Below are 26,338 nucleotides of genomic sequence, written 5' to 3'. Positions count from 1 at the left end.
CGTTTCGAAGGAGCCCACGAACATGACCCGCGTCGCCGCCGTCGACTGCGGCACCAACTCCATCCGTCTGCTCGTCGCCGACGCGGACCCGGCCACCGGGCAACTCGTCGACCTCGACCGGCGGATGACCATCGTCCGGCTCGGCCAGGGCGTGGACCGGACCGGCCGGCTCGCGCCGGAGGCGCTTGAGCGGACCTTCGCGGCCTGCCGTGAGTACGCCGAGGCGATCAAGGCGCACGGTGCCGAGCGGATCCGCTTCGTCGCCACCTCGGCGTCGCGGGACGCCGAGAACCGCGACGACTTCGTGCGCGGTGTGCTCGACATCCTCGGCGTCGAGCCGGAGGTGATCAGCGGGGACCAGGAGGCCGAGTTCTCGTTCACCGGCGCCACCAAGGAGCTCCCCGGTCACGAGGAGCGCCTGGTCGTGGACATCGGCGGCGGGTCCACCGAGTTCGTCGTCGGCCACGACCGCGTGGAGGCGGCGCGCTCCGTGGACATCGGCTGCGTACGCCTGACCGAGCGGCATGTCCGCACCGACCCGCCCGCGCCCGCCGAGGCCGCCGCGATCCGCGCCGACATCGCCGCCGCGCTCGACCTCGCCGAGGAGACCGTGCCGATCCGCGAGGCGCAGACCCTGGTGGGTCTGGCGGGTTCGGTGACCACGGTGGCGGCGATCGCGCTGGGCCTGGAGGCGTACGACTCCTCCGTCATCCACCACTCGCGGATCTCCCGCGAGCAGGTCGCCGAGGTGACCGGCCGGCTGCTCTCCGCCACGCACGACGAGCGCGCCGCGATCCCCGTGGTCCACCCCGGCCGGGTGGACGTGATCGCCGCCGGGGCGCTCGTCCTGCTGGAGATCATGGACCGCATCGGCATCGACGAGGTCGTGGTCAGTGAACACGACATTCTGGACGGAATCGCCTGGTCGATGGCCTAGTGCGGTCCCGCCGCGACTCCGCCGCGAGAAACTTCGTGAAGTTCTTCACAAGGAAAAGGGCCCGGTTGGCCGTCGAAAGTGCCCTTCGACGGCCCTCCGGGCCTCTTTTTGTGCCCAACTCCGGCTGAGCGCCCGCCGTCCTGCACGTTCCCGCCGCGTTACGTCCATATGAAGAGGGGGAGTGGTTCACCTTCATACGAGGAAGTGGGGCCAGCTCAGAAGGGCTTGACAACGTCCCGCGTTACGGCGTGGTTCCCTGCGCCCGTCATGACCTCGGTCACGTGGGCGGCGGAGTGTAGCAGAGGGCCCACCAGTGCTTGTGAAGGGGCTCACGAGCACCCCCACCTGGTGGGGTGGATACTCGATGGCATGAGCACCACGGAGCGTCCCAGGATCCTCGTAGTAGGCGGTGGGTACGTAGGCCTGTACGCAGCTCGTCGCATTCTGAAGAAGATGCGGTACGGGGAGGCGACCGTCACGGTCGTCGACCCGCGGTCGTACATGACGTACCAGCCCTTCCTCCCCGAAGCCGCCGCCGGCAGCATCTCGCCTCGGCACGTCGTCGTCCCGCTGCGACGCGTGCTGCCCAAGGCCGAGGTACTCACCGGCCGGGTCACCACCATCGACCAGGACCGCAAGGTCGCCACGGTCGCGCCGCTCGTGGGCGAGTCCTACGAGCTCCCCTTCGACTACCTCGTGGTCGCCCTCGGCGCGGTCTCCCGCACCTTCCCGATCCCCGGCCTCGCCGAGCAGGGCATCGGCATGAAGGGCATCGAGGAGGCCATCGGCCTGCGCAACCACGTCCTCGAGCAGCTCGACAAGGCCGACTCGACGACCAATGAGGAGGTCCGCCGCAAGGCGCTGACCTTCGTCTTCGTGGGCGGCGGCTTCGCCGGCGCGGAGACCATAGGCGAGGTCGAGGACCTGGCCCGCGACGCGGCGAAGTACTACAAGAGCGTCAAGCGCGAGGACATGCGCTTCATCCTCGTCGACGCCGCCGACAAGATCCTTCCCGAGGTCGGCCCGAAGCTGGGCCAGTACGGCAAGGAGCACCTCGAGGGCCGGGGCATCGAGATCTACCTCAACACCTCGATGGACTCCTGCGTCGACGGCCACGTGGTGCTGAAGAACGGCCTCGAGGTCGACTCCAACACCATCGTGTGGACCGCCGGTGTGAAGCCGAACCCGGTCCTCGCCCGCTACGGCCTGCCGCTCGGCCCCCGCGGCCACGTGGACACCGCGACGACGCTCCAGGTCCAGGGCACCGACTACATCTGGGCCGCCGGCGACAACGCCCAGGTCCCGGACCTCGCCGCCCGCAAGGCCGGTGTCGAGAACGCCTGGTGCCCGCCGAACGCCCAGCACGCGCTGCGCCAGGCGAAGACCCTCGGCGACAACGTGATCTCCGGGATGCGCGGCTTCCCGCAGCAGAACTACGAGCACGCGAACAAGGGTGCGGTCGCCGGTCTCGGCCTGCACAAGGGCGTCGCGATGATCGTCATGGGCAAGATGAAGATCAAGCTCAAGGGCCGGCTCGCCTGGTACATGCACCGTGGCTACCACGGTATGGCCATGCCGACCTGGAACCGCAAGATCCGCATCTTCGCCGACTGGACGCTCGCGATGTTCCTCAAGCGGGAGGTCGTCTCGCTCGGCGCGATCGAGTCGCCGCGCGAGGAGTTCTACGAGGCGGCCAAGCCGGTCCCGACGGCGGCGGCCAGGCCCGCCCCGGAGAAGGCCAAGGCGTCGTAGCAGACCCACCCCTCCCCGCACGCCCCGAAGGGGCCGTCCGCCATCCGTGGTGCGGACGGCCCCTTCGGCGTTCCCGCCCCCGGCCACCGGGGGCGCCTCGTGCGTCCCGTGCGCCCCTTGTGCACCGCATGCGTACCGCCATTCGGGAATTGTCCGCTCAGGGGACTGCATCGGCACGCCGACGGTGTTTACGTGGTGTTGGGCGTTTACGGAACCGTCGTCACGGAGGTGTGCGCCATGGCCGATGCCGCTTCGCGGCTCACCACTCTCGCCGAGAACCTGCTGGGGGCCCCACCCCCGCTCCGCATCCGCGCCTGGGACGGAAGCGAGGCGGGACCTCCCGACGCCCCCGTCCTCGTCATCCGGCACCGGCGCGCCCTGCGCAGGCTGCTCTGGAAGCCCGGTGAACTGGGCCTGGCCCGGGCCTGGGTGGCCGGGGAGCTCGACGTCGAAGGGGATCTGTACGAGGCACTCGACCGGCTCTCACGGCTGCTCTGGGCCCCTCCCCGGGACGTGGACGCGCCGTCCCGTTCCGTCCTCGACCCGACGCTGCGCGCCGCCGCCCGGGACCTGCTCCGGCTGTCGGGCCCGCGGGTGTGGCTGCCGCTGCCGCCGCCCGCCGAGGAGGTCCGCAGGCGCCAGGGGCCGCTGCACACCAGGGTCCGGGACCGGCAGGCGATCAGCCACCACTACGACGTGGGCAACGACTTCTACGAGCTGGTGCTCGGCCCCTCCATGGTCTACTCGTGCGGCTACTGGGAGGACGGCGGCACTCTGGAGGACGCTCAGCGCGACAAGCTCGACCTCGTCTGCCGCAAGCTCGCCCTGAAGGAGGGCGACCGGCTGCTGGACGTCGGCTGCGGCTGGGGCTCGATGGCGATCCACGCGGCCAAGGAGTACGGCGCCCAGGTCACCGGCGTCACGCTCTCGCGCGAGCAGGCCGCGTACGCCCGCAAGCGCATCGCGGAGGAGGGCCTGACCGACCGCATCGAGGTGCGCATCCAGGACTACCGGGACGTCAAGGACGGGCCGTACGACGCGATTTCGTCGATCGGTATGGCCGAGCACGTCGGCTCCCTGCGCTACCGGCAGTACGCCGACGTCCTGTACGGGCTGCTGAGGCCCGGCGGCCGGCTCCTCAACCACCAGATCGCGCGCCGCCCGGAGCGGGACGAAGCGGCCTACCGCGTGGACGACTTCATCGACGCGTACGTCTTCCCCGACGGCGAGCTGGCGCCGGTGGGCCGGACCGCCTCGATCCTGGAGGAGGCCGGTTTCGAGGTGCGGGACGTGGAGGCGATCCGCGAGCACTACGCCCGCACGCTGCGGGCGTGGGTGACCAATCTGGAGTCCGGGTGGAAGACCGCGCTGCGGCGCGTCTCACCGGGGCGGGCGCGCGTCTGGCGGCTGTACATGGCCGCGTCGGCCGTGGCCTTCGAGCGGAACAGGATCGGGGTCAACCAGGTCCTGGCGGTGAAGACGCCCGAGGCGGGCGGCTCGGGGCTGCCGCCGCGGGCGCGCAGCTGGACCGAGCGACCGTGACATGGAGCGAGGGCCGGGCCTTCCCTGGGGGAAGGCCCGGCCCTCGTGGCGTCCGGTCCGGGTGCGGTCCGGCGGGGGCTACTCGGTCTTGATCGCGTTCAGCATGTTCAGCCGCGCGGCGCTGCGGGCCGGCCACAGCGAGGCCAGCACACCGACAAGTCCCGCGAGCGCCAGGAAGATCCCGATCCGGTCCCAGGGCAGGACCAGTTCGTAGCCGGGGATCGACGCCCTCATGGTCTCGCCGATCGCCCAGCCGAGGAACGCGCCGAGGCCGATGCCGATCAGTGCGCCGAAGAGGGAGATGACCACGGCTTCCAGCCGGACCATCCGCTTCACCCGGCGCCGGTCGAGACCGATCGCGCGGAGCATGCCGATCTCCTGCTGGCGCTCGAAGACCGACATCGCGAGGGTGTTGACCACTCCGAGGACGGCGATGAGGAGGGCCATCGCGAGCAGGCCGTACAGGATGTTCAGCATCAGGTTGATCATGCCGCCGAACTGGTCGCGGATGTCCTGGTGGTCCATCACCGTGATGGCCGGGTTCTCACCGAGGGCGCTGATCAGGGCCTTCTCGTTGGCCGCGGTCTGACCGCCGTCCATCTTGACGAAGATCTGCGGGATGAACGGCTTGGCCTCGTGCGGGTTGACGACCTTGGTGCTGACGATCACGGGGGACACGAACTCGCTGTCCTTGTAGACCGCGCCGACCGTCAGGGTGCCCTGCTTCTTGTCGCCGAAGGTGACGGGGATGTCCGTGCCGACCTTCCAACCCCTCTTGTCCGCCGTCTTCTCGGCGACCCCGATCCGTCCTTCGGCGAGCGAACCGAGGCTGCCCTGCACGACGTCGATGTTCAGCACCTGCTCGATGGAGCCCGGGGTGACCGCGGAGGCCGACACGAAGCCGTCCCTCTCGGACTTTCCGCTCTTCCCGCCCTTCCTGAGCTCCAGGTACACGGACTGCTGCGGTGAGACCGCGGAGACGCCGTCCGCCTTCTCCAGGGCGGTCAGCGCGGACTGGTCCAGGTCACCGCCGTTCGCCATCACGACCATGTAGTCGGCCTTGATGTTGTCCGTGGTCATCCTGTCGAGGGCCTGGCCGACCGTGACACCGAGCACCGACAGACCGGTCACCAGCGTCAGACCGATGGCGAGCGCGGAGGCCGTGGCGCCGGTGCGGCGCGGGTTGCGGACCGCGTTCTGCCCGGCCAGCTTGCCGGAGACCCCGAACGGGCCGGTGAGCAGCGGGCGGATGAGCGCGATGACGGGCCGCGACAGCAGCGGGATCAGGATGATGATGCCGATCAGCGCGAAGAACGCACCCGCCGCGATACGGAGCCGGCCGTCGTCGCCGCCGATTCCGGCGCCCCACACGATGGCGGCCGCGCCGAGCGCGGTGATGACCGCGCCGATGGAGTTGCGCACCACCAGCGACTTGGTGGTGGCGACCGCGTGGACGCTGCTCATCGCCGCCACCGGCGGGATCTTCGCGGCCCTGCGGCCCGGCAGCCAGGCGGCGAGCATCGTGATCAGCACGCCGACGGCGAGCGCGGCGATCACCGGGGTGGCGGTCACGACCAGCGGTCCGGGCGGGACGTTCATGCCGAACGCGGCCATGCCCGAGCGCAGCCCGATCGCCAGACCGATGCCGATGACGAAGCCGATCGCCGAGGCGATCGCACCGACGACCGCGGCCTCGATCAGCACCGAGCGGGTGATCTGCTTGCGCGAGGCGCCGACGGCGCGCATCAGCGCGAGCTCCTTGGTGCGCTGGGCGACCAGCATCGAGAAGGTGTTGGAGATCAGGAAGATGCCGACGAACAGCGCGATGCCGGCGAAGCCCAGCAGCACCTGCTTGAGGGCGCCCAGACCCGACTCGATGTCCCTCGCCTGCTCTTCGGCGATCGCCTGGCCGGTCTTGGCCTCGGCGGACTTCGGCAGCAGCGGTTCGATCGCGTCGAGGAGCTTCGCGTCGTCGGCGCCGGGGGCGGCGACGACGGTCACGTCCTGGTACCAGCCCGCCTTGAGGTACTGCTTCTGGGCGACGGCGGTGTCGAAGAGCACGAGGCTTCCGCCGGCCTTCACCTCTCCGTCGTCGGTGGTGAAGATCCCGCTGAGGGTGAACTCCTGGATCGGCCCGTTGGTCGCGACCCGGACCCGGTCGCCGACCTCGTAGCTGCCCTTGGCGGCGGTGGCCTCGTCCAGCGCGATCTGGCCGGCCTTCAGCGGGCCCGAGCCGTCGGTGAAGGCGTAGGCGGGGTCCTTGCCGTCCTTGCCGGGGGCGAAGTTGGAGCCCTTGGGGCTGCCGAAGGTGCCGTCGATGAGCTTTCCGTCGGGGTCGGCGACCCCGGCGAAGCCCTCGACGTGGCCGTAGGCGCCGGCCACGCCGTCCAGGGCCCGGATCTCCTCGAGGGTCTTCTGGGAGACGCCGGGGTCGGACTCCGGGTCGTTCGGGTCGCCGAACGAGGTGACGGCCACGGCCACGTTGTCGTAGTTCTTGGCGGACTGGCTTCGGAAGGCGTTCGAGAGGGTGTCGGTGAAGACCAGGGTGCCGGAGACGAAGGCCACGCCGAGCATCACGGCGAGCACGGTCATCAGCAGCCTGGCCTTGTGCGCGAGCACATTGCGCACGGCGGTACGGAACATGTGGGTGTCCAGGTGGTGGGGCGTCCGGCCCCGGGGGCCGGACGAAGTGACGGGAGCGGGGCCGGGCCCCGGAAAGGGGAGCCTGGGGCTCAGCTCGTGCGGCCCTTGGCGTCGAACGCCTTCATGCGGTCCAGCACACCGTCCGCGGTCGGGGCGAGCATCTCGTCCACGATCCGGCCGTCCGCGAGGAAGACGACGCGGTCCGCGTACGAGGCCGCCACCGGGTCGTGCGTCACCATCACGACGGTCTGGCCCAGCTCACGTACGGAGTTGCGCAGGAAGCCCAGCACCTCGGCGCCGGAACGGGAGTCGAGGTTTCCGGTCGGCTCGTCGCCGAAGATGATCTCGGGCTGGGAGGCGAGCGCGCGGGCGACCGCGACCCGCTGCTGCTGGCCGCCGGAGAGCTGGGCGGGGCGGTGGTGGAGCCGTCCGGAGAGCCCGACCATGTCGATGACCCGCTCCACCCACTGCTTGTCGGGCTTACGGCCGGCGATGTCCATCGGCAGCGTGATGTTCTCCAGCCCTGTCAGCGTGGGCAGCAGGTTGAACGCCTGGAAGATGAAACCGATCTTGTCCCGGCGCAGCTGGGTCAGCTGCTTGTCCTTGAGGGAGCCGAGCTCGGTCTCGCCGATCCGCGCGGAGCCGCTGCTGAAGCTGTCGAGCCCGGCGACGCAGTGCATCAGCGTGGACTTGCCGGAGCCCGAGGGCCCCATGATCGCGGTGAACTCGCCCTGCCGGAAGTCCACGGTGACCCGGTCGAGCGCGACCACCTGGGTCTCACCGTGTCCGTAGACCTTGGACAGCTCCATGGCGCGGGCGGCCACTGCGGTGGCGCGGTGGGCGGTGGTGGTGGTCACGTGACGGCTCTCCTGGTGGGTGATCCTGAGGGACCCCTCCATCCTGCTGTCCGCCCGGCCCCCGGATCGTCCGTCCCGGTGCCCGTTCCCAGGGCCCTCTTGGGTCTGACGGCAGTGCCCGCCTGTCCTCCTCTGGTATGACGGCACCCCCCGGACGGCCTCGGGGCGCCCTTGGGGTGCGTCCCGTGCCGCCGCGCCGCGAGGGGGCGGCGACTTTCCGTCATTCCGGGGCGCGGTGCCGGACGCGCGAGGGCCGGGCCACGGCTTGAGCAAACTACCGGCCACCTGCACTGACACACCCTCAGACGTCAATAAAATAAGACAACATCGGGTCGGGACTCCGCTGTTCGGGGGACCTGCCCGGATAGGCTCGTGTGCCAACGCGGAGCTGCGCGCCAAGCCCGGATGGTGGAATGCAGACACGGCGAGCTTAAACCTCGCTGGCCTTCGGGCCGTGCCGGTTCAAGTCCGGCTCCGGGCACGCTCCTTTCGGCGTCCGAGGCGGGCCGTTCCTCGCACCGGCGAGCTCCGCGTTCTTTCTCTGACGTCGGTCAGAGAATCTTCCCGCCAGAGGGCTCCGGAATGCCGTACGGGTGACCGGTCCGTCGCGATCCAGGAAAGATCCTCCCTAGGCGCTAGTCCGATCTCTTTGCCCTCGCATTACTCTTGTGTCAAGGCCGCGCAGGGTGGCCATGGAGGAGTGAGATGAGGAGCAGCAACCCGGTCTTCTCGCGACGGGGGTTCAGCCGCGACAACGGCTACGCGGGCTTCAACACCGCGCCGCAGGCCGGGGGCCCCGCTGTCGGAACCGACCCGTATGCCCAGGGCGCCGGCAACCCGTACGCCACGAACCCCTACGCCCCGTCCGACGCCCAGGTGGGCGCGCCGCCGCAGGCTCCCGGCCGCACCGGTGCGATGACGATCGACGACGTCGTGGCACGCACCGCCATGACGCTCGGTACGGTCGTGCTCACGGCGATCCTGTCGTGGGTCCTCCTGCCCGTCGACCAGGCCAACATCGGCAAGTCGTACGGCATCGCCTTCGGCGCCGCGCTGGTGGCGTTCGTCCTCGCGATGGTCCAGTCCTTCAAGCGCAAGGCATCGCCCGCGGTGATCCTGGCGTACGCCGCGTTCGAGGGCGTCTTCCTCGGCGTGATCTCCAGCGCCGTCTCGACGTACATCGCGAACGGTGTCGTGGCCCAGGCCGTGCTCGGCACCATGGCGGTCTTCGCCGGTGTGCTGATCGCGTACAAGATGCGCTGGATCCGGGTCACCCGCCGCTTCTACGGCTTCGTGATGGCCGCCGCGATGGGCTTCATGCTCCTGATGGTGGTCAACCTGCTGTTCGCCGTCTTCGGCGGCGGTGACGGCCTCGGCTTCCGCAGCGGCGGCCTCGGCATCCTCTTCGGTGTCATCGGCATCATCCTCGGCGCCTGCTTCCTCGCCCTCAACTTCAAGGAGGTCGAGGACGGCATCGCCTACGGCGCTCCGCGCGAGGAGTCCTGGATCGCGGCCTTCGGTCTCACCGTGACCCTGGTGTGGATCTACCTGGAGATGCTGCGACTGCTGTCGATCCTGCAGGGCGACGACTGACGCGGCACGACCTCATGACGGTCACGGCCGCATGACGAAAGGGCCCGTTCCGGCAGCGCCGGGGCGGGCCCTTCCCGTTGTCGTGATCGGAGGCATGTCCTAGAGCAGCTTGCGGGCCGCGCGCCTCAGGTCGTACTCATGGATGATCGCTTTCGCGTGTCCGTAGGCGAGATCGTGCTCGCTCCGGAGCCAGCTGACCTTCTCCTCGAAACGGAAGAGGGCGGGGCCTTCCTCGACGGTGCGCAGCCAGTCGGCGATTTCACGACCGGTGCAATGGGGGATGCGGGAGAGCAGGTTGCGGTGGGTCTCTTCGGAGAAGACTTGGGACATCGGCGCCTCCGGACGCATTGCGCGTGTGGTCCTTCACGTCACCGTGCCTGAGTGTTCGCGTATTGGCAACAGTCCCGCACCGGCGCATAGGGTCGCGTCGTGCTTGATACGACACCTCTGACCGCCGCCGCTGAGCGGATCGCCGACCGGCTGCGGGCCGCCCCGCAGAGCAGGCTCCAGCGCGGCGCAGCGGCCGAAGGGCTGGCGCTGGCCAGGGAGTTGGCGCTGCGTGCCCAGCGGGTCGAGGCCCCGGACGAGGAGCCGCGGACCATGCCCGACGCGGGCCTCTTCGCGGTCGCGGACCAACTGGTGGTGGCGGCGACGGATTTGGCCGAGGCGCTGCGCACGGCAACGGCCTCGCCGGAGCAGCTGGGCGAGGCCGTGGGCTTCGTGGAGGAGGCGGGGGTGCGGCTGAGGGCGTTGCTCTGACCGGCCCGCCGGTCAGAGCGAGGCGATGACGCGGTCCGCGAGGATGTAGACGTTCTCGCCGGAGCCGCACGAGAACGTCAGGGCGTATGCCCCTGAAACGCCCGAACCGCCCAGCAGTACCGGGGTCTCGCCGTTGCGCAGCGCCTCGGCGAGCCGCTCCGCGGTCTCCCGGTGGCCCGGGGTCATGCAGAGGGTCGTGCCGTCGGCGAAGACGTACACGTCGAGGGTGCCGAGCGGGCCGGGGCGCACGTCGGTGAGGGCGGTGCCGGTCTCGGCGAGCTCCTCCAGGCGGGCCACGGTGCGCTCATGGTCGGTCACGACCGGTGTCTGCACCGGGACGAAGTCGGGGTGCGAGGGGTGCCGTCGGCGGGCGGCGGCGAGTTCGGGGGAGTCTTCGGCGAACTCCGTGGAGGGCTCGCTGATCTCCGCGAGGCTGTCGAGCTCGTCGAGCGCCTCGGCGGCCTCCAGGTCCATCGCGTCGAGCGCCTCCAGGGCCTCCAGCCCGGCGAAGTCGGCCTGGCGCGGTATGAACAGCGGAGGCAGGTCGTCGCCGAGCCCGCCGGAGCCGCCCAGCAGCGACGGGGCGTCCGCGGCGTCACGCGCCTCCTGCGCGGCCCAGAAGGCCCGCGCCTCGGCCAGTTCGCGCTCGCGCTCCTCGGCGAGCGCCTCGGCCACGGCGGCGCGTATCTCTTCGGCGGGGGCGGTGCGGGCCTGCGGGACAGCTGCCGTGAACGGGCCGGTGCCGGCGGTGTGCGCGGCGGCCAGCTCCGAACGCAGGGCCGTGACCTGCTTGCGCAGCCCGTGAGCGGCGTGCAGGGCAGCGGCGCCCACGGCCGTGGCGGCGGCCGCGGTCAGCAGCAGGGCGAGGGACATGGCGCTCACTGACGTACTCCCGATCTCAGACGACTCCCCCGACTTACTACATCAGCTTGTCGTGAGGCGATGCCCGGTGTCAGTGCATTACGTCACGAAATGGACAGGACTTTGGGCTGGATGTTTCCTCGCGGACCCCGTTGACCTGCGCAAAGCCATCTCCCCCAGGAGATAGGTCACATCCTGGGGGAGATTCGGTCACGGCTGGGACGCGGAAGGGTTGGGAAAGCCCTTTCCGAGGGATGGGGAGGGGTTTGGCCGGCCCGGTCGGCGAACGGTCAGCTGAGCCGCTCGATCACCATGGCCATGCCCTGGCCGCCGCCCACGCACATGGTCTCCAGACCGAACTGCTTGTCGTGGAACCGGAGGCTGTTGATCAGCGTGCCGGTGATCCGGGCGCCGGTCATGCCGAAGGGGTGGCCGACGGCGATCGCGCCGCCGTTGACGTTCAGCTTGTCGAGGTCGATGCCGAGGTCGCGGTAGGAGGGGATCACCTGGGCCGCGAAGGCCTCGTTGATCTCGACCAGGTCGATGTCGCCGATGGTGAGCCCGGCCCGCCGGAGCGCCTGCTTGCTCGCCTCGACGGGGCCGTAGCCCATGATCTCGGGGGAGAGGCCGGAGACGCCGGTCGAGACGATCCGGGCCAGCGGGGTCAGGCCCAGCTCGCGCGCCTTGGTGTCGGACATGATCACGAGCGCGGCGGCGCCGTCGTTGAGCGGGCAGCAGTTGCCGGCGGTGACCAGTCCGTCGGGGCGGAAGACCGGCTTCAGGCCCTGGACGCCCTCCAGGGTGACGCCGGCGCGGGGGCCGTCGTCCTTGCTGACGACCGTGCCGTCCGGGAGGGTCACGGGGGTGATCTCGCGCTCCCAGAAGCCGTTCTTGATGGCCTCCTCGGCGAGGTTCTGGGACCGCACGCCGAACTCGTCCATGTCCTGGCGGGTGACGCCCTTGAGCCGGGCCAGGTTCTCGGCGGTCTGGCCCATGGCGATGTACGCGTCCGGCACCAGGCCGTCCTCGCGCGGGTCGTGCCAGCTCGCGCCCTCGCTGGCGGCGACGGCGGCGGTGCGCGCCTCGGCCTCGGCGAAGAGCGGGTTGTGCGTCTCGGGCAGGCCGTCGCTCGTCCCCTTCACGGAGCGGGAGACCATCTCGACGCCGGCCGATATGAAGACGTCGCCCTCACCGGCCTTGATGGCGTGCAGCGCCATCCGGGAGGTCTGGAGGGACGAGGAGCAGTAGCGGGTGATCGTGCAGCCCGGGAGGTGGTCCATGCCCATCTGCACCGCGACGATCCGGCCCAGGTTGTGCCCCTGCTCGCCGCCGGGCAGACCGCAGCCGAGCATCAGGTCGTCGATGTCCCCGGGGTCGAGCTCGGGGACCTTGGCGAGGGCGGCCTGGATGATGGTCGCGGTCAGATCGTCCGGGCGCAGGTCCTTGAGGGAGCCCTTGAAGGCGCGGCCGATGGGTGAGCGGGCGGCAGAGACGATCACGGCTTCGGGCATCACGGCTCCTGGGGTGGTTCGGGGCGGGCGGTCTGGGAGGACTGTCTGGGAAGTTACCCCTACGTATCGCGTGGGTCACCGTACGGACCGTGTGATGCGGGCCTCTTTTCTAAGCGCCCGCTTACGGCGGGTCGGCTCGGGTCGGGCCGGGCCGCGTCCGGAGCGGGTCCGGGCGTCCGGGCCGCGCCCCAGCAGCCCGGCGTCAGTCCGAGCCGCGGATCTCGGCGGGGCTCGCCTCGGGCGCGGGGGCGGGCCCGCGGTCCGGGGTGGGGGCGGGCTCCGCCGTGACCGGGGCCGGCAGACGGCGCCGGCGGCGGTGCTTGAGCAGCGCCCAGGGGGCGCGGGCGCCCGTGACCTCGGTGCCGGCCTCCGCCGCCGCCTCTGCCGCGGCCTTCGCGACCGGCAGCATGCCCTCGTCGCGGTCGGCGTCCAGCCGGTCGGTCTCCGGCCACAGGCCGAGCACGGCGCACAGCGTCGGCAGCATCGCCATCGCCGCCGTCGCATAGCCCTCGGCCGACGGGTGGTAGTTGTCCGCGCCGAACATCTCGCGGGGGTTCGCCTCGAACTCCGGCCCCAGCAGGTCGCCCAGCGACACGGTGCGGCCGCCCTGCTCGACCACGACGATCGTCTGGGCGGCCGCGAGCTGGCGCGACACCCGGCGCGCGAGCCATCGCAGCGGCTGGTACACCGGCTCGATGGTGCCGAGATCGGGGCAGGTGCCCACCACCACCTCCGCGCCCGCCGTGCGCAGCTGCCGCACCGATGCCGACAGATGGCGCACCGACTGGGTCGGCGCCATCCGGTGGGTGACGTCGTTCGCGCCGACCATGATCACGCAGACGTCCGGGGCCCGGCCGGGATCCGTCAGCGCCAGCCCGGTCTGCCGCTCCAGGTCGTCGGACCTGGCGCCGGGCTCGGCCACGATCCGCAGCTCCACCGGCCGTTCCGCCACCGCCGCGAGCCCCGACGCCAGCAGCGCCCCCGGGGTGTGCCCGGCCCGGCGCACGCCCTGGCCGACCGCGGTCGAGTCGCCCAGGAGGGCGAGCCGCAGCGGGTCCGCGAGGCCGTAAGCCGTCCCGTACAGCCCGTCGGGGACGGGCGGCAGCGGGGCCGAGCCGCCGCCCACGGACCGCTTCGCCAGCTGCACCTCGGCCAGCACCACTCCCACCGCCGCCGCTCCGAGCAGGCCGATTCCGCCGCCGCCGTATGCCGCGCCGGCGGCGATACGCCGCGCCACCCTCGCCCTCGACACCGTCTCCGCACCTCCGCGTAGCCGTGCTGCCCTGCTCCCGTACCGACGCCGTCCTGCGACCGCTGCCGTACAAGACGTAACTGCCCCGTAATGGCCGTCGCCCAATCTCACCCCGGATGCGCATACGCTGACGGAACCACTACGGAGATCCCGGAGACTTACGGTGCAATTCCACGACTCGATGATCAGTCTGGTTGGCAATACCCCGCTGGTGAAGCTGAACAGCGTGACCGCGGGCATTCAGGCGACCGTCCTCGCCAAGGTCGAGTACTTCAACCCCGGCGGATCGGTGAAGGACCGCATCGCCCTGCGCATGATCGAGGCGGCCGAGCAGAGCGGACAGCTCCAGCCGGGCGGCACGATCGTGGAGCCGACGAGCGGCAACACGGGTGTCGGCCTCGCCATCGTGGCCCAGCAGAAGGGCTACAAGTGCATCTTCGTCTGCCCCGACAAGGTGTCCACGGACAAGATCAACGTGCTGCGTGCGTACGGCGCCGAGGTCGTGGTCTGCCCGACCGCCGTCGACCCCGAGCACCCGGACTCCTACTACAACGTCTCGGACCGGCTCGTCCGTGAGACGCCGGGCGCCTGGAAGCCGGACCAGTACTCCAACCCGAACAACCCGCGTTCGCACTACGAGACCACCGGTCCCGAACTGTGGAAGCAGACCGACGGGAAAATCACCCATTTCGTCGCGGGTGTCGGCACCGGCGGCACCATCTCCGGCACCGGCCGCTACCTCAGGGAGGTCAGCGGCGACACCGTCCGCATCGTCGGCGCGGACCCCGAGGGCTCCGTCTACTCCGGCGGCTCCGGCCGGCCGTACCTCGTCGAGGGCGTCGGTGAGGACTTCTGGCCGACCGCCTACGACCGGACGGTCACCGACGAGATCGTCGCCGTGTCCGACAAGGACTCCTTCCAGATGACCCGCCGCCTCGCCAAGGAGGAGGGCCTGCTGGTCGGCGGCTCCTGCGGGATGGCGGTCGTCGCCGCGCTGCGCGTGGCCGAGGGGCTCGGCCCGGACGACGTCGTGGTCGTGCTGCTCCCGGACAGCGGCCGCGGCTATCTGTCCAAGATCTTCAACGACGAGTGGATGAACGACTACGGCTTCCTGGAGCAGGCCGGCGACGAGCCGCGGGTCGGCGAGGTGCTCCAGCACAAGGAGGGCGGACTGCCCTCGCTCGTGCACATGCACCCCGACGAGACCGTCGGCCAGGCCATCGACGTCCTGCGCGAGTACGGCGTCTCGCAGATGCCGATCGTCAAGCCGGGCGCAGGGCACCCCGACGTGATGGCCGCCGAGGTCATCGGCTCGGTCGTGGAGCGGGAACTGCTGGACGCGCTGTTCACCCAGCGGGCGTCGCTGGGCGACCCGCTGGAGAAGCACATGAGCCCGCCGCTGCCGCAGGTCGGCTCCGGTGAGCCGGTCGGCGACCTGATGTCCGTGCTCGGCGCGGCGGACGCGGCGATCGTGCTGGTCGAGGGCAAGCCCACGGGCGTGGTGAGCAGGCAGGACCTGCTGTCGTTCCTGGCGAGGACCGCCACCAAGTAGCGGCGGCCCGGGCGAGCCGCAGCACAGGGAGGACGTGGTGCGCGGGGACCGCCGCACCCCCGGTCACCCGGGGGGCGGGACGACGGCGGTCCCCGCGAGGGACGCGGTCCGGGTCAGGGCCGGCCTCGCGTCCGGGCGTCCATGGAGGTCCGGGAGCCGCTCCGGAGGTCCTTGACGCCGACACCCATCAATGTGCCGGACGCGTGTTAAGCGGGTGCTGCGCCAACGTGTCGCGCTCGTACCACTTTCGCGAAGCCGCGGCCGACACCGGCGGCGGAGCGGGCGACCGGCGCTCACTCCTCCCAGTCGGACTGCGGCTTCGGCCGCCTGGAGAAACGGATCCGGTCGCGGAACGCGTGCACCGCGTTGACCCCGACGATGCCCGCCCAGCTGACGACCAGGCCCTCGATGCCGGCGTTGACCGCACCGATCGCCGACAGGGGCACGGCGAGGATCATCGAGACGATCCCGAAGCCGAAGCGGTCACCGAAGCTGTCGCCCCCTTCGCCGCCCGGCCGTCCGGGGCGCCCTCCCCGCGCCGCTGACATCTGCTGCTCGGCCAGATGGCGCCGGACGCGGCGGTCGACCGTGGCGTCCAGGCGCTGCTCGACCTTCTCCAGGAAGGACTCGATGAGCGCGGATTCGTACTCCGTGCCCAGCTCGCGGCGGGCCTGGAGGGTGGCGTCGAGCTCCTTGGTGAGCTCATGGTCGGGGGCTTCCATGCTCCACAGGGTAGGCACGGGGGACGGGACTGTCAGTGGGGCTATCCCCCCTGTTCCCGGTGTTCCGGGTCACCGGCGTCTCAGGCCCTTTTCGTCAGGCCGTTGGCTTCGGCCCAGGCGTTCGCGACGTCCTCCGGGTCCTTCTTGTCCTTGTCGACCTGGCGGTTGAGCTCGGTGAGCGCCTCGGTGGTGAGCGCGTTGCCGAGGCGGGCGAGGGCCTTGCGGACGGTGGAGTCGGCCTTGCGGTCGGCGATCAGCGGGACGACGTGCTGGCCCGGGACGAGGTTCTTGGGGTCCTCCAGGACGACCCAGCCCTCGGCCTTGATGTCGGTGTCGGTGGTGAAGAGGTTCGCGACGTCCACGTCGCCCTTCTTCAGCGCGCCCTTCACCAGCGGTCCGGAGGAGTCGAGGGACTTGAACTCCTTGAACTCGACGCCGTACACGTCCTTCAGCCCGATGACGCCGACGACGCGCTTCTTCACCTCGGGCGCGGCGCCGATGACCAGCTCGCCGTTCTGCCGGGCGAGGTCGGCGAGGGTCCTGAGGCCGTACTTCTCGGCGGTCTCGCGGGTGACCGCGAAGGCGTCGGAGTCCTCGGCGGCGCCGTACGGAAGGACCTGGAGGCCCGCCGGCAGGGCGACAGCGAGGGCGTTCTGCATCTCCCCCTCCTCGGTGGCCTCCGCCTTCGGGTCGAGGTAGTGGAGCAGCGCGCCCTGGTACTCGGGAAGGAGGTCGATGTCGCCGCCCCTGAGGGCGGGGATGAGGATCTCGCGGGTGCCGAGGTTGGGGCGGACCGTCGTCTTCACGCCGGCCGCGCCGAGCACGGCGGCGTACAGGAAGCCGAGTATCTGGTTCTCGGTGAAGTTGGCCGTGCCGATGGTGAGCCCGTCCTTGCTCGATCCGCCGCCGCCGAGGGTGCCGCCCTCGCCTTCGAGGGAGGTGATGCCACTGCTGCACGCGGCGAGCGCGGGGACGGAGGCGGCGGCGAGCAGTCCGCCGAGCAGGGTGCGTCGGTTCATGGGGTGTCCTATCTATTGATGTGGGTCTGAACTGGTCATTCGTAAGATCGGTGAGGCCCAGGGGTCCGGGGTATGGCTGTCATGGGTGAGCCGCTGGATGGCTTGAAGGACATGGCCGCCTCGGGCCTCGCGACGACTCGACCGCCAATTGGGAGACGCGATTCGATCGCTGCATAGGACAACGTCGGCGAGGTCGTCTGCTGGGTTGACGTAACGACGAGCTGGCGGAGGTGACCGTGCCCGAGATCTGGGCCGGAGTGGACATCGGCAAGACGCACCACCATGCGATGGTGATCAACACGGACGGCGAACGGCTGCTGTCCCGCCGCGTCGAGAATGACGAGTCCGAACTGCTGGAGCTGATCGGGGATGTCCTGGCGATATCCACCGACGTGCTGTGGGCGGTCGATCTGAACCACGGCGGCGCCGCCCTGCTGATCGGGCTGCTGCTCTCGCACGACCAGTCCATGACCTACCTCACCGGTCTTGCCGTGCATCGGGCCTCGGCGTCTTACCGGGGTGAGGGAAAGACGGACGAGCGGGATGCCTTCGTCATCGCGGACCAGGCCCGTGTCCGCCGCGATCTGGGGGTGCTGCGGCCCGGGGACGAGCTGGCTGTCGATCTGCGCACGCTGACCACCCGGCGCCTGGACGTCGTCTTTGACCGCACCCGGCAGATCAACCGGCTGAGGGCACAACTTCTGGAGATCTTCCCAGCGTTGGAGCGTTCCGTGGACCTCATGAAGAAGGGACATGTCACGCTGCTGAGGGGCTATCAGACTCCGGCTGCGATCCGCCGTGCAGGCGCTCAGCGGATCGAGACTTGGCTGAAGAACCGCAAGGTCCGCAGTGCCGCCGCCGTCGCAAAGATGGCCGTGGAAGCGGCCCAGGCCCAGATGACCGCACTGCCTGGCGAGGCGCTGGCCGCAGCTATGGTGGCCCGCCTCGCGAAGGGGGTGATGGCCCTCGATGAAGAGATCGCCGAGCTCGACGACCTCATCGAGGTCCGGTTTCGCGAGCATCCCCACGCCGAGGTGATCCTCAGCCTGCCCGGCATGGGGCCCAAACTCGGGGCCGAGTTCATCGCCACGACCGGCGGCGACATGGACGCCTTCGGCAGCGCCGACCGCCTGGCCGGGTTCGCCGGCCTGGCTCCGCAGCCTCGTGACTCCGGCCGTGTCAGCGGCAACCTGCGCAGACCCCGCCGCTATCACCGCGGGCTGCTGCGTGCCATGTACCTCTCGGCGATGGCCAGCCTGCCGGCATGCCCGGCCTCCAAGGCGTACTACCGGCGAAAGCGGAGCGAAGGCAAGGGCCACAAGCAGGCCCTGCTCGCTCTCGCCCGCCGGCGCCTCAACGTCCTGTGGGCCATGATCCGTGACGGAGCGTGCTATCACGCTTCACCTCCCGTCACGTCCGCGCCTTGACAACACGATTGGGATGTCCTTACGCGTCACGGGGTTGTCCTTGCGCGGTTATGCGGTGCGGTGCCGGAAGAGGGCGCGGTGCAGGGCGGAGAGGCCCAGGTCGAGGACGACGGCGACGAGCGCCACGAGAACCGCTCCGCCGAGCACCTGGACGAGGTCGCGCTGGGCGAGCCCGTCGAAGACGTACCGGCCGAGTCCGCCGAAGCTGACGTACGCCGCGATGGTGGCCGTGGCCACGACCTGGATGAGCGCCAGGCGCAGCCCGGTCATGATCAGCGGCAGCGCGAGCGGGAGTTCGACGCGGAGGAGGACCTGGTGGCCGCGCATGCCCTGGCCGCGGGCGGCGTCCTTCACCTCCGGGTCCACGGCGGTCATGCCGGCGTACGTGTTGGTGACGATCGCCGGCACGGCGAGCGCCACCAGCGCCACGTACACCGGGGTCATGGAGAGACCGCCCGCCAGGAAGACCAGCACGACCAGGCCGACGGTGGGCAGCGCACGGCCGAACGAGGCGAGGTTGATGGCGAGGAAGGCGCCGCGGCCGGTGTGTCCGATGAGCAGCCCGACCGGCAGTGCGATCGCGGCGGCGATGAGCGTGGCGAGCAGCGAGTACTGGAGGTGCTCGGCGAGCCGGTGGGCGATTCCGTCGGGGCCCTGCCACTGGGCGCCGCTGGTGAGCCAGGCGCCGAGGTCCTTGAAGAGCTCGTACACGTCAGGCCCGCTTCCTTCGCCAGGGGGTGAGGAGGTGCTGCACGGCGACCAGCAGTGCGTCCGCGGCCAGCGCGAGGAGCAGTGTGAGGACGACTCCGGCGATGACCGGGGTGGGGAAGCCGCGCTGGAAACCGTCGGTGAAGAGCTGTCCGAGGCCGCCGTCGCCGATGTACGTGGCGACGCTGACGAGCGAGATGGACATGACGGTCGCGATCCGCACGCCGGCCATGATCACGGGCAGGGCGAGCGGCAGCTCCACGGTGAGCAAGGTGCGCAGCGGCCGGGTGCCCATGGCCTTTGCCGCCTCCTTGGTCCTCGCCGGGACCGAGTCGAGCCCCTCGACGGTGTTCCGGAGCAGGACCACCAGGGTGTAGATCGTCAGCCCGGTCACGGTGGTGGTGCGGGTGAGTCCGGAGACCGGGAGCAGCAGCACGAACACCGCGATGGACGGGATCGTGAACAGCACGTTCGACAGCCCGAGCAGGAACCCGCGCAGCGGTCGTATCCGGTGGGCCACCACGGCGAGCGGCAGCGAGATGACGAGCCCGAAGAACACGGCGGACAGGGCGGCCTGGAGATGGGTGAGGGTCAGCGTGGCGAGATCGCCGGTGTGGTCGGCGAGCCAGCTCCAGTCGACGGTCATGGCGCTCATGGGGCGACCGCCGCCTTCCCGGCCGCGCCCTTCCCGGCGGCGCCCTTCCCGTCTGCGGCCTTTGCGCCTGCGTCCTTCGCGGCCTTGGCCTTCGCGACCGCCGCCTTCGCGTGGGCCGCGCCCGCGTGGGTGTGGATGTCGTCGCGGGACGTGACGCCGGTGAGGACGCCGTCCGCGTCGACGCGGGCGACGAGGCCCGTCGGGGACGCGACCGACTCGTTCAGCGCGGAGAGCAGCGAGTCGCCGTCGCGCAGCGGGCGCACGGGGCGGGGCGGCGCGTCCTGGATGGCATCGTTGTCGCGCCAGCCGAGCGGGGCGCCGGACTCGTCCAGGACGAGCCGCCAGCGGCCGCCCTCGGGGGCCTCCGCCTGCGGCACACCGGCGAGCGTGCTCAGCGACAGGAGCTTCAGCCCGCGCTCCGCGCCGAGGAAGTCCGCGACGAACTCGTCCGCGGGGCGGGCCAGCAGCTCGGCGGGCTCGGCGTACTGGACGAGGTGGCCGCCGGTGCGGAAGACGGCGATGCGGTCCCCGAGGCGGACGGCCTCGTCGATGTCATGGGTGACGAAGGCGATCGTCTTGTTCAACTCCCGCTGGAGCCGCAGCAGTTCATCCTGGAGCTGGCTGCGTACGACCGGGTCGACCGCGCCGAAGGGCTCGTCCATCAGCAGCACCGGCGGATCCGCGGCCAGCGCCCGCGCCACGCCGACCCGCTGCTGCTGGCCGCCGGAGAGCTGGTGCGGGTAGCGCCTGCCGGTCTCGGCGGCGAGGCCGACGGTCTCCAGGAGCTCCGCCGCCCGGGCGCGCGCCTTGCGGCGGCCCCAGCCCAGCAGCAGCGGCACCGTGGCGATGTTGTCGAGGACCGTGCGGTGCGGGAAGAGGCCCGCCTGCTGGATCACGTACCCGATGGAGCGCCGCAGCAGGGCCGCATCCTGGGACCGGACGTCCACGCCGCCGACGTGGATGGCGCCGGAGGTCGGCTCGACCATGCGGTTGATCATGCGAAGGGTGGTGGTCTTGCCGCACCCGGAGGAGCCGACGAGGACGGTGATCCCGCCCTCCGGCAGCTCCATGGTGAGACCGCTGACCGCCGTGGTGCCGTTGGGGAAGCGCTTGTCCACTGCGTCGAATCTGATCATCGTCGTCCCTTGCCCGGCCTGCATATGGTCATGCAGAGTTCTTGGTGACTGAATAACTTGTCAATGCCCCGGAGTGAATCGCACGTGACGAATGCCCGCAGATCAAGACGGGCTGTCCGGAAAGGAGGGGTACGCGCATGATGTCGTCCCACATGGTGGACGGATCGATCGGCGTCGCCGCCGACGTCGTCGTCCTCGACGGACAGCGCCTCCCCGTCGCCGACATCGTCCGGCTCGCCGACGGAGCCGCCCGCCCCGTGCCCGCCCCCGACGCGATGAAACGCGTCGAGTACGCCTGGGACGCCGCCCGCGAACTCGCCGCATCGGGCCGTGTGTACGGCCGCTCCACGGGCGTCGGCGCCAACCGGAGCGAGGACGTCCCCACCGACGCGGCCGCCGGCCACGGTCTGCGCCTGCTGCGCAGCCACGCCGGCGCCATCGGCGAGCCACTGCCGGCCCGCGAGGTCCGCGCCATGCTCGCCGTGCGCGCCAACCAACTCCTCGCGGGCGGCGCCGGACTGCGCCCCGGCGTGATCACCGCGCTCTGCGGGGCCCTGGAGACCGGCGCGTACCCCCTCGTCCACGAGTACGGCTCCGTCGGCACCGGCGACATCGCGGCGCTCGCCCAGATGGGCCTCGCCCTCGCCGGAGAGCACCCGTGGCGGGGCCCCGGCCCCGCACCCGCCGCCCAGCCCCTCGACAACAACGACGCCCTCGCGCTGATCAGCAGCAACGCGCTCACCCTCGGCCAGTCCGCGCTCGCCCTCGACGAACTGCGCCGCCTCGTCACCGCCACCGAACTCGTCGCAGCGCTCTCCCTCCTGGCCGTCGACGGCTCCTACGAGCCCTACGCCGAGCCCGTCCACGAGGCCCGCCCCCACCCCGGCTCCATCGCGGTCGCCGCGCGGATGCGCGCGGTGCTCGGCGCGCCCGCCCGTCCGACGCCCCCGCTCGGCCGGATCCAGGACCCGTACGGCTTCCGCTGCCTGCCGCAGATCCACGGGCCCGCGCACGACGCGGCGGACGCGCTGGAGAAGGCGCTCACCGTCGAGATCAACGCCGCTGCCGAGAACCCCCTGATCCGCCCCGACGACCACGCCGCCTACCACCACGGTGGCTTCTACCTCGCCGGACTCGCCCTCGCCCTCGACCACTTCAGGCTCTCGCTCACCCAGGTGGCCCGGCTCTCCACCTCCCGGCTCTCCGCGCTCAACGAGCCCGCCTTCACCCGGCTGCGGCCCTTCCTCGCGGACACCGAGCCCGCCTCGTCGGGGGTGATGATCCTCGAATACGCCGCAGGGGCGGCCCTCGGCGATCTTCGCGCCTGTTCCGCCCCCGCGTCCCTCGGCCACGCGGTACTGTCCCGTGGCGTCGAGGAGCAGGCCAGCTTCGCCTCGCTCGCCGCCCGCCAGACCCTTCGGGCGAGCGGCCCCTACCGGCTCGTCGTCGGCTGCGAACTCGTCGCCGCCGTACGGGCGCTGCGCCAGCGCGATCTGCGTCCCGACCCGGAGCTCCCGGTCGGGCGGGCCTTCGCGCTGGCCGAGGCCGTCCTCGACGAGGAAGCCGCCGACCGGCCGCTGACCGATGACGTGACGGCGGCGGCCACACTGATCGACACGCTGGGCACACTCGTTGATCCGGACAGGGGAACGGCATGACCGAGACCACCAACAGCCCTGCCGCGCGGCTGCAGCAGCTGTTCGAGGGGCATCGGCTCACCCCGACCCAGCGCCGCATCGCCCACTGCATGGTGCGCCGCGCCGCCGACGTGGCGTTCCTCTCCAGCGTCGAACTGGCCGAGCTCGCCGGCGTCAGCCAGCCTTCCGTCACCCGCTTCGCCGTCGCGCTCGGCTTCGACGGCTACCCGGCGCTGCGCCGCCATCTGCGCGAGGTCGCGCCCGCCGAACCCGTCGCGGACTCGGGCAAGGACGCCTTCAACGAGTACCAGCAGGCCGTCCACGCCGAGATCGAGAACCTGCGGCACCTCGCCGAGATGCTCGCCGACCCGGGCCCGGTCGAGCAGGCGGGCCGGCTCCTCGCCGCCTCCCGGCCGCTGCCGGTGCTCGGCCTGCGCGCCGCCTCGTCCCAGGCACGCGGCTTCGCCTACTTCGCGGCCAAGGTCCACCCGGACGTCCGCCTCCTCGACGAGGGCGGCACGATGCTCGCCGACCGCATCGACGCCGCCCGGCGCGCGGGCGCGAGCGCGCTGGTCTGCTTCGCACTGCCGCGGCACCCGAAGGAGGTCGTGGAGGCGCTCGCCTACGCCCGCGAGTGCGGGCTGACCGTCGTCACGGTCGCCGACTCGGCCTTCGCCCCGGTCGCCGCCCACAGCGACCTGCTGATCCCGGCCGCCGTCGGCACGGGCCTCGCCTTCGACACGGCCTGTGCGCCGATGCTGCTGGGGCGGGTGCTGCTGGAGTCCATGTGCGACGGCCTGCCGGACGCGCAGGCGCGGCTGGAGGAGTTCGACGCACGGGCGGCGGAGCGGGGCCTGTTCGTGGAGTAGCCCGCCTGCTCCCGCGCCCTTCCCGGACGGTCCTCTCCTCGTTCTCAGGTGGTCCTCAGAAAGGCCCACTACCCTGCGTGCCCGAAGGAGCGTATGCGCGAAGGGAGTACGGATCGTGGGGCGCGGAGGGCAGACGCTGGCCCGGGTGGCGGTGGTCGTACGGGCCGGGTCGGCGCCGATGGTGTGGCTGGGCGTCCTCGCCGCGGGCGCCGGGCTGGTACCGGAGGGCCTGACGGGACGCCGGATCGGGCTGTACGGGGGTGCGGCCCTCTTTCTCGTCGCGGCCGCCGTGGTGGCCTTCACCCGCCAGAGCCGCTACCGGTCCCTGGCCGCGGGGGCCACCAGGGCAGCGCGGGGCGACTTCCTCCAGGACCGCGCCGTGACCGTGCGCAACCGGCGCCGCGCGCACCGCTGGTGGCTGCTGCTCGCCTTCGCCGCGGCGGCGGGCAGCGCGTTCGCCGTCCCGGCGGCGGGCGGCCTGCTGCTGGCGGGAGCGGGCACCGGCCTGTGGCTGAAGGCCCGCCTGATCGGCGGCCGGGAGCGGGCGGCGGAGACCCTGCTGTGGGTGCCCGTCGACCAGGTGCCGCGGGGGCGGCCGGCGGGTCCCCGGATGCGGGCTCTCCGGACGACGGGTCCGGCGGCCGGCGACGCCGCGCCCGGCGGGGCGCGGCGCCGCTGAGGGCGACGGGGTCCGGGGCGTCAGACCTCCAGCTCCGCCTCGATCTTCTTCAACTGGTGGCGGGCCATGGCCAGGTTCGCGCGCTTGGTGTCGAGGGCCAGGTACAGGAACAGCCCGTTGCCACCGCGGGCCTTGAGCAGCCGGATCAAGTGGTACTGCGTGCCGAGCGTGATGAGGATGTCCTCGATCTGGTCCTGGATGCCGAGCATCTCCATCGCGCGCAGCTTCGCCCGCACCACGTCGGTGTTGCCGGCGGCGGCGACGGTCAGGTCGAGTTGCTTGCCGCCTCCCAGCGTGCCGAGCGCCATGCCGCTCGAGTAGTCGACGAGCGCGGCGCCGATGGTCCCCTCGATCGTGGTCATCGCTTCCTTGAGGGCGGTTTCGGTGTTGGCCATGGTGGTGCCTTTCCTTCTCGATGTAATCAGCCGGGAGTTGAGGTGTGGGGGGCACGGCGCTCGTGGCGGTCGGTGCGGTCCGGGCGGTCGGTGCGGTCCTGACGGTCCTGACGGTCGGTGCGGTCCGGGCGGTCGGTGCGGTCGATGGCGCTCTCGACGAGTTCGCCTATGCGCGCTCCGGCGCGGCGGGCTTCGAGGTGCAGCCGCCCGACGTTGACGCGCGGTTCCGCGGTGACGGTGAGCACGGCCGCGGGCCCGGCCGCGTACGTCGCCACGTAGCCGCTGTCGCCGCGCACGAGCAGTTCGCGGAAGCCGCCCTGGCCGGTGGCCTCGGTGAGCCGCACGGCCACGCCGAGGGCCGCCGCGGTCAGCGCGGCGACGCCTTCCGCCTCCGCGTCCGGGGTGTCCCGGGCCAGTACGAGGCCGTCGACGCTGGCCGCGAGGGCGCCGGTGACCTGCGGCAACCGGGCCCTCAACCGGGTGAGTTCGTCGAGGACTCCGGGGCTCGCGGTCATCAGCTGTCTCCTCTCGGCCCGCTGCCTCAGCGTGCGCATCACAGCGTTGCCTCCAGGGCGTCACGGAGTCGGCGGAGCAGGGCGACGTCCGGGTCCACGGACATCTCCATGACGCGGGCGACTTCGGGTGGTGGTTCGGACAAGGTGGTGCCGGTGTCGGTGCGCGGGGTCTCGACGAGCCCGGCCGCGGCGAGCCGGCGGACGTCGATCAGGGTGTGGAAGGCGGGACGGCCGAGGGCCCGGGCGATGTCGGCGGGCGTGCGCACCCCGTCGGCCAGGTCGAGCACGGCGCGCCGGCGCGGTGCGGCGCGTACCCCGGCGGTGCGGCGCGCGGGCACGACGGGTGCGGTGTCCGTCTCGGGATGGGCCCACAGCCGGTCGAGCAGGGCCCGGCGCCGTAACGTCTCCCGCTCGACGGCCTCGGCCGACACGGGCCGCACGGGGCCGATCCAGTGCGCCACCCCGTAGCGGAAGCGGGCGGGGCCGCTGCTGGGCGCGAGCGCGAAGTACGCGGCGTCGTACAGCGCTCCGAGATGGCAGATCTCCAGCTCGCCGCCGCTGAGCCGGCCGCTGTCGACGAGATGGCGGCCGACCCTGCCCTGCGCCCCGGCCTCCCGCAGGGCCTCCTGCCAGCCGTCGGGGCCCAGCCGCCCGCCGGCGGTCAGCAGGACGTCGATACCGGGCGCTGCGGGGCTCTCGGCATGTACCACCTGCCCGTCGACGAGATAGAGCGTTCCCCGGTCGCGTAACAGCGCGCCCGTGGCCCGCTCGGCGGCGAGCCGCAGCAGCATCGGCGAGACGGTCACTCAAGCACCAGCCGCTCGGTGAGGTCCCTCATCCGCAGCCTGGCGAGGGCGAGATTGCCCTCCGCGCGGTCGAGCCAGAGATGCATCAGCACGCTGCTGTCGAAGCTCGTCTCGACGAACCGCAGCACGTGGTAGCAGGTGCGGGTGGTGACGACGAGGTCTTCGACCGGGGTGCGGCCTTCGACCGGGGTGCGGCCTTCGACCGGGGCGCGGCCCTCGGCGGGTCCCACGGGGGCGAAGGTGGGGTGCTCCGCCGCCATGCGCGCCAGCTCCGCGGTCTCGGCCGCCGCCGTCTCGTGGTCGTCGCCCGCCGCGTCCCCGACCGTGCCGAGGGCGAGTCCGCTGGTCCAGTCGACGAGGGCGGCGCCGCGTGCTCCGGGCAGCCGCATGGCGTGCAGCAGACACTCGTCGATTCCGGGCACGCGGAAATCCCCCTCCAGCACATGTGCGAACGGTTCGGACGTACGTCCGTAGTCGTGAGGTTACTCAACGGAATGGTGGCTGGTGGGAG

The 26,338-nt window shown here is 71.4% G+C and carries 25 protein-coding genes and 1 tRNA gene; 11 read left to right on the top strand and 15 right to left on the bottom strand.

All coding sequences use genetic code 11. The features are described 5' to 3' along the window. The first annotated feature begins 22 nt into the window (after positions 1-22). From KK483_RS13570 to KK483_RS13560, 3 genes are all read left to right on the top strand, one after another. Positions 23-937: a Ppx/GppA phosphatase family protein gene (locus KK483_RS13570; RefSeq protein ID WP_262005483.1), complete on the top strand. Its 915-nt coding sequence runs from the start codon at positions 23-25 to the stop codon at positions 935-937. 369 nt (positions 938-1,306) lie between these two features. Then, on the top strand, positions 1,307-2,689 hold the full coding sequence (locus KK483_RS13565; RefSeq protein ID WP_262005482.1) for an NAD(P)/FAD-dependent oxidoreductase: 1,383 nt from the start codon (positions 1,307-1,309) through the stop codon (positions 2,687-2,689). A gap of 237 nt (positions 2,690-2,926) precedes the next feature. After that, positions 2,927-4,231: a cyclopropane-fatty-acyl-phospholipid synthase family protein gene (locus tag KK483_RS13560; RefSeq protein WP_262005481.1), complete on the top strand. Its 1,305-nt coding sequence runs from the start codon at positions 2,927-2,929 to the stop codon at positions 4,229-4,231. A gap of 78 nt (positions 4,232-4,309) precedes the next feature. Here KK483_RS13560 and KK483_RS13555 read toward each other — a convergent pair whose 3' ends face one another. Next, positions 4,310-6,874 carry an ABC transporter permease gene (locus KK483_RS13555; RefSeq protein ID WP_262005480.1) on the bottom strand — a complete coding sequence of 855 codons (2,565 nt, stop codon included), beginning with the start codon at positions 6,872-6,874 and terminating at the stop codon, positions 4,310-4,312. Between the two features lie 89 nt (positions 6,875-6,963). Continuing rightward, positions 6,964-7,773, bottom strand: coding sequence for an ABC transporter ATP-binding protein (locus KK483_RS13550; protein WP_262005479.1), 810 nt, complete (start codon positions 7,771-7,773; stop codon positions 6,964-6,966). A 357-nt stretch (positions 7,774-8,130) separates the two neighbouring features. Between KK483_RS13550 and KK483_RS13545 the strand changes: the two genes are divergently transcribed. Both KK483_RS13545 and KK483_RS13540 read left to right on the top strand, forming a co-directional pair. Continuing rightward, positions 8,131-8,212 (top strand) — tRNA-Leu (locus tag KK483_RS13545). A 224-nt stretch (positions 8,213-8,436) separates the two neighbouring features. Beyond that, entirely contained in the window at positions 8,437-9,324 is an 888-nt protein-coding gene (locus KK483_RS13540) for a Bax inhibitor-1/YccA family protein (protein ID WP_262005478.1), read from the top strand. 99 nt (positions 9,325-9,423) lie between these two features. Here the strand turns inward: KK483_RS13540 and KK483_RS13535 are convergent, their stop codons facing one another. Beyond that, a complete protein-coding gene (locus KK483_RS13535; protein WP_262005477.1) occupies positions 9,424-9,654 on the bottom strand; it encodes a DUF4287 domain-containing protein in 231 nt (76 codons plus the stop codon). Positions 9,655-9,753: 99 nt separating this feature from the next. Here KK483_RS13535 and KK483_RS13530 point away from each other — a divergent pair, with 99 nt between their 5' ends. Continuing rightward, positions 9,754-10,083 (top strand): hypothetical protein, encoded by a 330-nt coding sequence (locus KK483_RS13530; protein WP_262005476.1) that lies wholly within the window; start codon positions 9,754-9,756, stop codon positions 10,081-10,083. A 12-nt stretch (positions 10,084-10,095) separates the two neighbouring features. Here the strand turns inward: KK483_RS13530 and KK483_RS13525 are convergent, their stop codons facing one another. From KK483_RS13525 to KK483_RS13515, 3 genes are all read right to left on the bottom strand, one after another. Further along, a complete protein-coding gene (locus KK483_RS13525) occupies positions 10,096-10,965 on the bottom strand; it encodes a hypothetical protein (protein WP_262005475.1) in 870 nt (289 codons plus the stop codon). Between the two features lie 269 nt (positions 10,966-11,234). After that, positions 11,235-12,455: an acetyl-CoA C-acetyltransferase gene (locus KK483_RS13520; protein ID WP_262005474.1), complete on the bottom strand. Its 1,221-nt coding sequence runs from the start codon at positions 12,453-12,455 to the stop codon at positions 11,235-11,237. Between the two features lie 202 nt (positions 12,456-12,657). After that, positions 12,658-13,692 carry an SGNH/GDSL hydrolase family protein gene (locus KK483_RS13515; protein WP_262009473.1) on the bottom strand — a complete coding sequence of 345 codons (1,035 nt, stop codon included), beginning with the start codon at positions 13,690-13,692 and terminating at the stop codon, positions 12,658-12,660. A 178-nt stretch (positions 13,693-13,870) separates the two neighbouring features. Between KK483_RS13515 and KK483_RS13510 the strand changes: the two genes are divergently transcribed. Then, positions 13,871-15,259 carry a cystathionine beta-synthase gene (locus KK483_RS13510; protein ID WP_262005473.1) on the top strand — a complete coding sequence of 463 codons (1,389 nt, stop codon included), beginning with the start codon at positions 13,871-13,873 and terminating at the stop codon, positions 15,257-15,259. Between the two features lie 293 nt (positions 15,260-15,552). Here KK483_RS13510 and KK483_RS13505 read toward each other — a convergent pair whose 3' ends face one another. Together KK483_RS13505 and KK483_RS13500 are read right to left on the bottom strand one after the other, a co-directional pair. Next, positions 15,553-15,981 carry a hypothetical protein gene (locus tag KK483_RS13505; protein WP_262005472.1) on the bottom strand — a complete coding sequence of 143 codons (429 nt, stop codon included), beginning with the start codon at positions 15,979-15,981 and terminating at the stop codon, positions 15,553-15,555. A gap of 80 nt (positions 15,982-16,061) precedes the next feature. Continuing rightward, positions 16,062-17,000, bottom strand: coding sequence for an ABC transporter substrate-binding protein (locus tag KK483_RS13500; protein ID WP_262005471.1), 939 nt, complete (start codon positions 16,998-17,000; stop codon positions 16,062-16,064). A 230-nt stretch (positions 17,001-17,230) separates the two neighbouring features. Here KK483_RS13500 and KK483_RS13495 point away from each other — a divergent pair, with 230 nt between their 5' ends. Further along, on the top strand, positions 17,231-18,427 hold the full coding sequence (locus KK483_RS13495; protein ID WP_262005470.1) for an IS110 family transposase: 1,197 nt from the start codon (positions 17,231-17,233) through the stop codon (positions 18,425-18,427). Between the two features lie 48 nt (positions 18,428-18,475). On the opposite strand, the gene KK483_RS13490 is transcribed toward KK483_RS13495, so the two are convergent. The 3 genes from KK483_RS13490 to KK483_RS13480 are packed head-to-tail and all read right to left on the bottom strand — an operon-like array spanning position 18,476 to position 20,926. Next, positions 18,476-19,138 (bottom strand): ABC transporter permease, encoded by a 663-nt coding sequence (locus KK483_RS13490; RefSeq protein WP_262005469.1) that lies wholly within the window; start codon positions 19,136-19,138, stop codon positions 18,476-18,478. Between the two features lies 1 nt (position 19,139). Further along, positions 19,140-19,781, bottom strand: coding sequence for an ABC transporter permease (locus KK483_RS13485; RefSeq protein ID WP_262009472.1), 642 nt, complete (start codon positions 19,779-19,781; stop codon positions 19,140-19,142). A gap of 5 nt (positions 19,782-19,786) precedes the next feature. Then, on the bottom strand, positions 19,787-20,926 hold the full coding sequence (locus tag KK483_RS13480) for an ABC transporter ATP-binding protein (protein ID WP_262005468.1): 1,140 nt from the start codon (positions 20,924-20,926) through the stop codon (positions 19,787-19,789). Between the two features lie 140 nt (positions 20,927-21,066). Here KK483_RS13480 and KK483_RS13475 point away from each other — a divergent pair, with 140 nt between their 5' ends. The 3 genes from KK483_RS13475 (at position 21,067) to KK483_RS13465 (ending at position 24,111) form a co-directional block, all read left to right on the top strand. After that, positions 21,067-22,584 (top strand): aromatic amino acid ammonia-lyase, encoded by a 1,518-nt coding sequence (locus KK483_RS13475; protein ID WP_262009471.1) that lies wholly within the window; start codon positions 21,067-21,069, stop codon positions 22,582-22,584. Then, on the top strand, positions 22,581-23,432 hold the full coding sequence (locus KK483_RS13470) for a MurR/RpiR family transcriptional regulator (RefSeq protein WP_262005467.1): 852 nt from the start codon (positions 22,581-22,583) through the stop codon (positions 23,430-23,432). The genes KK483_RS13475 and KK483_RS13470 overlap by 4 nt, the downstream gene beginning before the upstream one ends. A gap of 115 nt (positions 23,433-23,547) precedes the next feature. After that, a complete protein-coding gene (locus KK483_RS13465) occupies positions 23,548-24,111 on the top strand; it encodes a hypothetical protein (protein ID WP_262005466.1) in 564 nt (187 codons plus the stop codon). A 20-nt stretch (positions 24,112-24,131) separates the two neighbouring features. Here the strand turns inward: KK483_RS13465 and KK483_RS13460 are convergent, their stop codons facing one another. The 4 genes from KK483_RS13460 to KK483_RS13445 are packed head-to-tail and all read right to left on the bottom strand — an operon-like array spanning position 24,132 to position 26,249. Next, positions 24,132-24,506, bottom strand: coding sequence for a hypothetical protein (locus KK483_RS13460; RefSeq protein ID WP_262005465.1), 375 nt, complete (start codon positions 24,504-24,506; stop codon positions 24,132-24,134). Between the two features lie 26 nt (positions 24,507-24,532). Further along, entirely contained in the window at positions 24,533-25,021 is a 489-nt protein-coding gene (locus KK483_RS13455) for a roadblock/LC7 domain-containing protein (protein ID WP_262005464.1), read from the bottom strand. Between the two features lie 38 nt (positions 25,022-25,059). Next, positions 25,060-25,812 (bottom strand): transcriptional regulator, encoded by a 753-nt coding sequence (locus KK483_RS13450; RefSeq protein ID WP_262009470.1) that lies wholly within the window; start codon positions 25,810-25,812, stop codon positions 25,060-25,062. 11 nt (positions 25,813-25,823) lie between these two features. Further along, entirely contained in the window at positions 25,824-26,249 is a 426-nt protein-coding gene (locus tag KK483_RS13445) for a hypothetical protein (RefSeq protein WP_262005463.1), read from the bottom strand. Between the last annotated feature and the right edge of the window lie 89 nt (positions 26,250-26,338).

This window comes from Streptomyces sp. FIT100 (assembly GCF_024584805.1).
Lineage (GTDB): Bacteria > Actinomycetota > Actinomycetes > Streptomycetales > Streptomycetaceae > Streptomyces.
Note: the sequence above shows the minus strand (reverse complement) of the source record. Positions and strands in the feature narration are given on the sequence as shown.

Coding starts and splice junctions, on each gene's coding strand:
- KK483_RS13570 (WP_262005483.1), top strand. CDS start 23: ATGACCCGCGTCGCCGCCGTCGACTGCGGCACCAACTCCATCCGTCTG.
- KK483_RS13565 (WP_262005482.1), top strand. CDS start 1,307: ATGAGCACCACGGAGCGTCCCAGGATCCTCGTAGTAGGCGGTGGGTAC.
- KK483_RS13560 (WP_262005481.1), top strand. CDS start 2,927: ATGGCCGATGCCGCTTCGCGGCTCACCACTCTCGCCGAGAACCTGCTG.
- KK483_RS13555 (WP_262005480.1), bottom strand. CDS start 6,874: ATGTTCCGTACCGCCGTGCGCAATGTGCTCGCGCACAAGGCCAGGCTG.
- KK483_RS13550 (WP_262005479.1), bottom strand. CDS start 7,773: ATGGAGGGGTCCCTCAGGATCACCCACCAGGAGAGCCGTCACGTGACC.
- KK483_RS13540 (WP_262005478.1), top strand. CDS start 8,437: ATGAGGAGCAGCAACCCGGTCTTCTCGCGACGGGGGTTCAGCCGCGAC.
- KK483_RS13535 (WP_262005477.1), bottom strand. CDS start 9,654: ATGTCCCAAGTCTTCTCCGAAGAGACCCACCGCAACCTGCTCTCCCGC.
- KK483_RS13520 (WP_262005474.1), bottom strand. CDS start 12,455: ATGCCCGAAGCCGTGATCGTCTCTGCCGCCCGCTCACCCATCGGCCGC.
- KK483_RS13505 (WP_262005472.1), bottom strand. CDS start 15,981: ATGGAAGCCCCCGACCATGAGCTCACCAAGGAGCTCGACGCCACCCTC.
- KK483_RS13500 (WP_262005471.1), bottom strand. CDS start 17,000: ATGAACCGACGCACCCTGCTCGGCGGACTGCTCGCCGCCGCCTCCGTC.
- KK483_RS13485 (WP_262009472.1), bottom strand. CDS start 19,781: ATGACCGTCGACTGGAGCTGGCTCGCCGACCACACCGGCGATCTCGCC.
- KK483_RS13480 (WP_262005468.1), bottom strand. CDS start 20,926: ATGATCAGATTCGACGCAGTGGACAAGCGCTTCCCCAACGGCACCACG.
- KK483_RS13475 (WP_262009471.1), top strand. CDS start 21,067: ATGTCGTCCCACATGGTGGACGGATCGATCGGCGTCGCCGCCGACGTC.
- KK483_RS13470 (WP_262005467.1), top strand. CDS start 22,581: ATGACCGAGACCACCAACAGCCCTGCCGCGCGGCTGCAGCAGCTGTTC.
- KK483_RS13460 (WP_262005465.1), bottom strand. CDS start 24,506: ATGGCCAACACCGAAACCGCCCTCAAGGAAGCGATGACCACGATCGAG.
- KK483_RS13455 (WP_262005464.1), bottom strand. CDS start 25,021: ATGACCGCGAGCCCCGGAGTCCTCGACGAACTCACCCGGTTGAGGGCC.
- KK483_RS13450 (WP_262009470.1), bottom strand. CDS start 25,812: ATGCTGCTGCGGCTCGCCGCCGAGCGGGCCACGGGCGCGCTGTTACGC.